At 64.8% G+C, this 5,542-nt stretch carries 5 protein-coding genes and 1 pseudogene; 2 read left to right on the top strand and 4 right to left on the bottom strand.

Features of this window, described 5'->3' with window-relative positions; all coding sequences use genetic code 11:
- Positions 1 to 195: 195 nt before the first annotated feature.
- From RIN18_RS17135 to RIN18_RS17150, 4 genes are read right to left on the bottom strand one after another with little or no spacing between them, the layout of a single operon-like run.
- A complete protein-coding gene (locus tag RIN18_RS17135) occupies positions 196 to 1,098 on the bottom strand; it encodes a nucleoside hydrolase (protein ID WP_309105192.1) in 903 nt (300 codons plus the stop codon).
- Positions 1,099 to 1,127: 29 nt separating this feature from the next.
- Positions 1,128 to 1,988 (bottom strand): carbohydrate ABC transporter permease, encoded by an 861-nt coding sequence (locus RIN18_RS17140; protein WP_309105193.1) that lies wholly within the window; start codon positions 1,986 to 1,988, stop codon positions 1,128 to 1,130.
- Positions 1,985 to 2,917 (bottom strand): sugar ABC transporter permease, encoded by a 933-nt coding sequence (locus RIN18_RS17145; protein ID WP_309105194.1) that lies wholly within the window; start codon positions 2,915 to 2,917, stop codon positions 1,985 to 1,987. The genes RIN18_RS17140 and RIN18_RS17145 overlap by 4 nt, the downstream gene beginning before the upstream one ends.
- On the bottom strand, positions 2,914 to 4,194 hold the full coding sequence (locus RIN18_RS17150) for a sugar ABC transporter substrate-binding protein (RefSeq protein WP_309105195.1): 1,281 nt from the start codon (positions 4,192 to 4,194) through the stop codon (positions 2,914 to 2,916). The genes RIN18_RS17145 and RIN18_RS17150 overlap by 4 nt, the downstream gene beginning before the upstream one ends.
- A gap of 167 nt (positions 4,195 to 4,361) precedes the next feature.
- On the opposite strand from RIN18_RS17150, the gene RIN18_RS17155 reads away from it, so the two are divergent.
- Positions 4,362 to 5,360 (top strand): LacI family DNA-binding transcriptional regulator, encoded by a 999-nt coding sequence (locus tag RIN18_RS17155; RefSeq protein ID WP_309105196.1) that lies wholly within the window; start codon positions 4,362 to 4,364, stop codon positions 5,358 to 5,360.
- Between the two features lie 55 nt (positions 5,361 to 5,415).
- Positions 5,416 to 5,542: pseudogene (locus RIN18_RS17160) on the top strand (gfo/Idh/MocA family oxidoreductase); the annotation flags it as partial.

The following is a 5,542-nucleotide window of genomic DNA, read 5'->3' on the forward strand; positions in this document are numbered from 1 at the left end:
CACCCCGGAACAGGTCGCCGAGCGCATCCACGAGTACGCGGATGCCGGGATCAGCCTTCTGCTCATCCAGGCGTCCCCGCTGGACGAGGAGCTCGACCGCATCGCCGAGCAGCTGTTCCCGCTGGTGGCTACCACCCAAGAAGCCGCTGTTCGCTGAAGCCCGGTGTCACTCCATCCGGATGCGCCGTCTGCCGTTCACAAAGCGTTCGGTAGCCGTGCGAGGTCGGGGACGCCGGTGATGCCCGCCACGATCGCCTCAGCTACCGCCCCGGCATCCAATCCTTCGACGACCCGGGTCCTGCCCGCGCCGGGGCGGAATCTGCTTACACCCTCGTGCGCACCGCTCAGAATCTCCACGCTCCCCGGCACCGAGAAGCGGAACAGGTCGGGGCGCGTCATCGTGAGCACCGTGACGGGGTCGTGCGGGACGTTCCACGGCGTGCCCCAGAACGCCCACCACTGCCTGATCTCCGCTTCGATCGCCTTCCCGAGCGATCCCGAAGAGCTGATTCGCTCAACTGCATCGTTGCCCATGCTGATGAGCCGAGTGACCTCGAGTCCTGCGACAGTCGTCGGGATGCCGGCCGCGAAGACGATGTTGGCCGCCACAGCGTCGCTCCGGAGGTTGTGCTCCGGTTCATCGTCGGTGAAGGATCCGCCCATAATCCACAGATGCCGGACCGCAGCCGCGAACCGCTTATCCCGTGTGATGGCCGCCGCGATGTTGGTCAACGGCCCGATGGCGATCACATCGATGCGTCCGGGCGCCGCGCAGACGGTATCGATCAAGAACTGCACGGCGTCTGCGCCATCGAGCCTTTCCTGCGCCAGGTCCTCGTATAGTGCGGCTTCATGGCCGGCCCACCACACCTCGCGCCCGGACAGCGTGCTCCTCTCCCCCGCGTGCACGGCGATGTCGGCGCCGGCGAGAGCCGCGATCCGCTTCGTCATGCGGCCCCGCAAGTCGGTGTCACCGTAGACGGTGGTAGCCCCGACGAGTTCGATCGCCGGAGTGCCGAGGATCAGCGCCAACGCCATGAGATCGTCGACATCGGTGCCGATGTCGGTGTCGAGGATGGCGCGGTGTGTTGCAGACATCTGCTGCTTTCCCTTCACGAGTACGTTCCCTACTTCAGTCCGGTCGTGCTGACGGACTGGATGAAGTAGCGCTGGAAACCGAGGATGATCGCCAACGGAATGAGGACGAGGATCATGGATGCCGCGAACAGCACCCCGTAATCCACCTGGAACTGACCCTGCATGTTCGCCAACGCGATGGGTCCGAGGATGTGGTTCTCATCGGTGCCCATCAGCAACGGCCACACATAGGCCTGCCATTGGAACAGGAACAGCATCAGGCCCGCTCCGATGAGCGCTGGGCGTGACAGCGGCAAGTAGATGCGTGTGAAGATTCCCCACCAGCCCAACCCATCTAGTCGGCCCGCCTCGACGAGTTCCTCCGGGATGGCCAGGAAGAAGGTGCGCAGCAGGAAGATCGCCATCCCGTTGCCGATTCCCGGAAGGATCAGACCGAGGAAGGTGTTCTGGAGCTGCCAGTCTCGGAACATCGCGGCGAGTGGAATCGCGATCGCATCGAACGGGATGAGGAAGGACAGGATCACGACGGAGAAGAGCACGCCCTGACCGCGGAACCGGAAGGCGGAGAGCCCGTACGCCGCCGTGGCGCAGACGACCAGGCCGACGACCACCGTCACCACGCTGACGATCAGGGAGTTGACGATCGCACGACCGAGATCGCTGTCCAGCAGGGCCAGGTAGTTGTCGAGCGTCGGCGCGATGGTGAAAAACGTCTGCCACTGCAACGGATTCAGATAGCTGAACGTCTCCGAGCCCGGACGCAGGGAGTTCACGAAGGTCCACCACAGCGGCACGAGGAACGCGATACCGGTGGTCACTGCGAGCAGCGTCGACCAGACCGTCATAACTGTGCGCCGGGAGAAGCGCGCCGATCGTGCTGCCGAGCTCATGGCTGATCCTCCGTCTTGAGCAGGCGGAACTGCGCGGCGACGATCACCACGGTGATGAGGACGAGGATCACGACCTCCGCTTGTGCTTTGTTGATGTCGCCGAACGTGTAGGCGCGCGTGTACAGGTCGTACATGAGCAGATTCGTGGAACCGTTGGGCCCGCCCTTGGTGAGGATCTGCACGGGCGCGAAGACCAGGAAGTTCGACACGGTGTCGGCCACGAGCACGAACGCCAGCGGTCGGCGCAACAGCGGCAGCGTGATCGACCAGAGCTGTCGCCATGAAGATGCTCCATCCAACGAAGCGGCCTCGTAGTACGAGGACGGAATGTCGTTGAGGCCGGCGATCAGGAACATCATCCAGTAACCCACTCCGATCCAGGACAGCAGGATCATGACGGACAGCAGCGACTGGTAAGGCGAGGTGAGGAACGGCTGCGGCGGGATGCCGATGACGGCAAGGAAGCCGTTCGCCAGCCCGTCCGGCCGGTAGATGACACTCCACACGACAGCGGAGACCGCCGGTGGCACCGCGATCGGCAGGATCACCATCGAGCGCCAGAAACGTGATCCGACCGCACGGCGGGTGAACAGCACCGCCAGAAGGAGCGCCGCGGCTACCTGAAGCGGGTTGATGATGAGCGAGAACAGCAGCGTCACGGCGAGCGCGTTCTGGAAGTCGGGGTTGGTGAACAGCTCGATGTAGTTGCCGAGGCCGACGAAGCTGGTGCCGCCGAGCAGCGTCGTCCGGGACAGGCTGTCCACGAGCGCGACGGCCGCCGGCGCGATACGAAGCAGCAGCAGCGCGATGAGCGCGGGCAGCAGGAAGAGGAGCGCGACACCGGCCACGCTGCGTCCGGGCCCGGTATGCGTCGGGCCGAGGGGGCGGGAGCGTCGGCGCGCTCTCGCCCCTTTGCCGACCGTGCTCATTGCAGCTGGCTCCATGCATCCTCGATCTGCCACTGCGCCTGCTCGAGTCGTTCGGCGACATCCGCACCGTTGCGGATATCCGCGAACGCCTTGTTGATCAGCGACTCGAACTGCACGTGCCCCACCGATACGGGCCGGGCAACTGCGGTGTTGTCGATCTCGTAGGTGATCAGGTCGGCCACACCGGCGCTGTTCGCGCCACCGAGCGATTCCAGGGTTGGCAGGTACTGCGCGGCGGCCTCGGTGTTGGCCGGGATGATCGTCGTCGTCTCGGTGGTGGCAAGGTTGCCTGCGGCGTCGAGAGCGGCGAACTCGAGGAAGGCTCGAGCAGCCTCCTTGTTCTTCGACGCGGTGTTGATCCCCCACGACCAGGAGCCGGTGGGAGTGACCTCGGACCCACCGTCGAAGTAGGGGTGGGGTGCGACACCCCAATCGAATGCCGCGTTCTCTGCGAACCCGCCGACATCCCACGGGCCGCCAACGAAGAAGGCGACCTTCTGATCGGTGAAGACCGCGCTCGTCTGGAATCCGCCCACGCCCCGCGGCGACAGCCCAGACTCGAAGGAGTCGGCATACCAAGACAGCGCGTCCCGCCAGCCGTCATTGGTGATGTCCAGCTCCAGCATGTCGGATCCGGTGATTCCGGCCCCGCCGCCCGCAGACTCCACGAGTGGCTGAAGCTGGTAATAAGCCTCGACCTGTTCGAGCAGCAGTCCCCATTCGGCTCCCGCCGCCTGTGCGGCGCGTCCGGCCTCGGCGGTTTGCTCCCACGTCCAGCGGGCCGCTGGATCGGCGGGGGGCGCCTCGATGCCTGCAGCAGCCAGCATGTCCTTGTTGTAGAAGAGCATCTGCGTCGAGTTCCAGATCGAGAGCGCGTACATCTTGTCGTCGTAGATGTTGATGTCGTACTGCGCTTGCGACGTAGCCGCCTTCGCTTCCTCCTTGAGGTCGCTCAAGTCTTCGAGGAATCCCTGCGCGGCGATCTGAGCGAGATTCGGCTGGTCCACTGCGAACACGTCGATGGTGTCGTCCTTCGCGGACAGCCGTTGCTGCAGAGTGCTGGCGTACTGGTCGAACGGCACCTGTGCGTACTCGATGGTGATGTCAGGATGCGCCTTCTCGAAGGCAGCGATCACCGGGGCGAATGTATCGGGATCCTCCGGCCCGAGGAACTGGACGGTCCCCGTGGCCTCGGCGCTGTCTGTGCCACCACCGTCCGAACCTGCGCAGCCCGAAAGCGTCAGAGCAGCGATCGCCGCCCCTGCGGTCCATGCCATTGATCGCTTCATCTGTGTTCTCCTTCGAATCGGGACATTATCTACGCGGTTAGACGATGCGGTTAGATGGACTATAGTTGCCACACCTGCGTGCACACAAGACGCGGATCTGAAGACCGCCGATGGTACTCTGGCGGCCACATCTAACCGCTTAGTAGGAAACAGGGATGGCCACAGCCAAGGACGTCGCGGATCTCGCCGGCACATCGACGGCCGTGGTGAGCTATGTCTTCAACAACGGTCCGCGCAACGTCACGCCGGCAACGCGCGAGAAGGTGCTGCGCGCGGCGGCCGACCTGAACTACCGCCCCAACGCTCTCGCACGAGCCTTGAGCTTTGGAAGGACGCTCTCCATCGGCCTGATCGTTCCGGACATCGCCAACAGGTTCTTCGGGGAGCTTGCACGCGCGCTCGAAGAAGCCGCTGCCGCTCGCGGCAACATTCTCCTCATCGGTGATTCGAGCCTCAACGTCGAACGCGAGCGGTCTCACGTGGCGGCGTTCGTCGAGCGCCGTGTCGACTCCGTCGTTATGGTGTCCCTGTCCGACGACCCCGACCTCGCGCCGTTCGCCAAGGCCGGCATTCCCATTGCAATGCTGCATCCGATCGACCCAGGCCAGCAGGCATCGTCGATCTCCATCGACTACCGCGCCGCCGCACGAACGGCGACCCAGCACCTGGTCGATCACGGGTATCGATCGATCGCTCTCGTCAACGGCCCCACAGATGCCGCCGGCTCACGTCAACACCGCGACGGCTTCTTACAAGCAATCCGCGCTTGCCACGAAACGATCGAGTCCATCGAGTTGCACACGGACATCTCGCGGGCACACGCGGCACGGGCGGCTCTCGACATCCTTTCCCGACCATCGCGACCCCGTGCCTTCTACTGCTCGACGGATGAGCAGGCCCACGGCGTGATGTTCGCCTGTCACCGTCTGGGACTAGCCGTGCCCGATGCCGTGGCCGTGACCGGATTCGACGGCACGGAGCACTCCGCCTACACCCATCCCCCGTTGACCACCGTGCGTCAGCCCGTGATCGACATGGCCGAACGTGTGATCGCGCTGCTCACCGGGCAGGCGGAACTTCCGGTTCACGAGATCGCCCCCTTCGAGCTGATCGTCCGGGAGTCGTGCGGCCCGCACCTGGCATCGTCGACGTAGTCGGTCGCGGCTCAGGGCAGTTCGTCAGTGCGAAGGCGCCCGATACGCTGGTGGTATGACCGGACTTCGCTGGGGCATCCTCGCCACGGGCGGCATCGCCACCGCCTTCGCTTCCGACCTGCGCACCGCGGGCCTCGACCTCGTGGCCGTCGGCTCGCGCTCTCAGGAGAGCGCCGACGCGT

This window comes from Microbacterium sp. (assembly GCF_031179285.1).
Taxonomy (GTDB): Bacteria; Actinomycetota; Actinomycetes; order Actinomycetales; family Microbacteriaceae; genus Microbacterium.

What these genes read in the sequence shown, in the direction of transcription:
- RIN18_RS17135 (WP_309105192.1), bottom strand. Translation starts at nt 1,098, where the DNA reads ATGTCTGCAACACACCGCGCCATCCTCGACACCGACATCGGCACCGAT.
- RIN18_RS17140 (WP_309105193.1), bottom strand. Translation starts at nt 1,988, where the DNA reads ATGAGCTCGGCAGCACGATCGGCGCGCTTCTCCCGGCGCACAGTTATG.
- RIN18_RS17145 (WP_309105194.1), bottom strand. Translation starts at nt 2,917, where the DNA reads ATGAGCACGGTCGGCAAAGGGGCGAGAGCGCGCCGACGCTCCCGCCCC.
- RIN18_RS17150 (WP_309105195.1), bottom strand. Translation starts at nt 4,194, where the DNA reads ATGGCATGGACCGCAGGGGCGGCGATCGCTGCTCTGACGCTTTCGGGC.
- RIN18_RS17155 (WP_309105196.1), top strand. Translation starts at nt 4,362, where the DNA reads ATGGCCACAGCCAAGGACGTCGCGGATCTCGCCGGCACATCGACGGCC.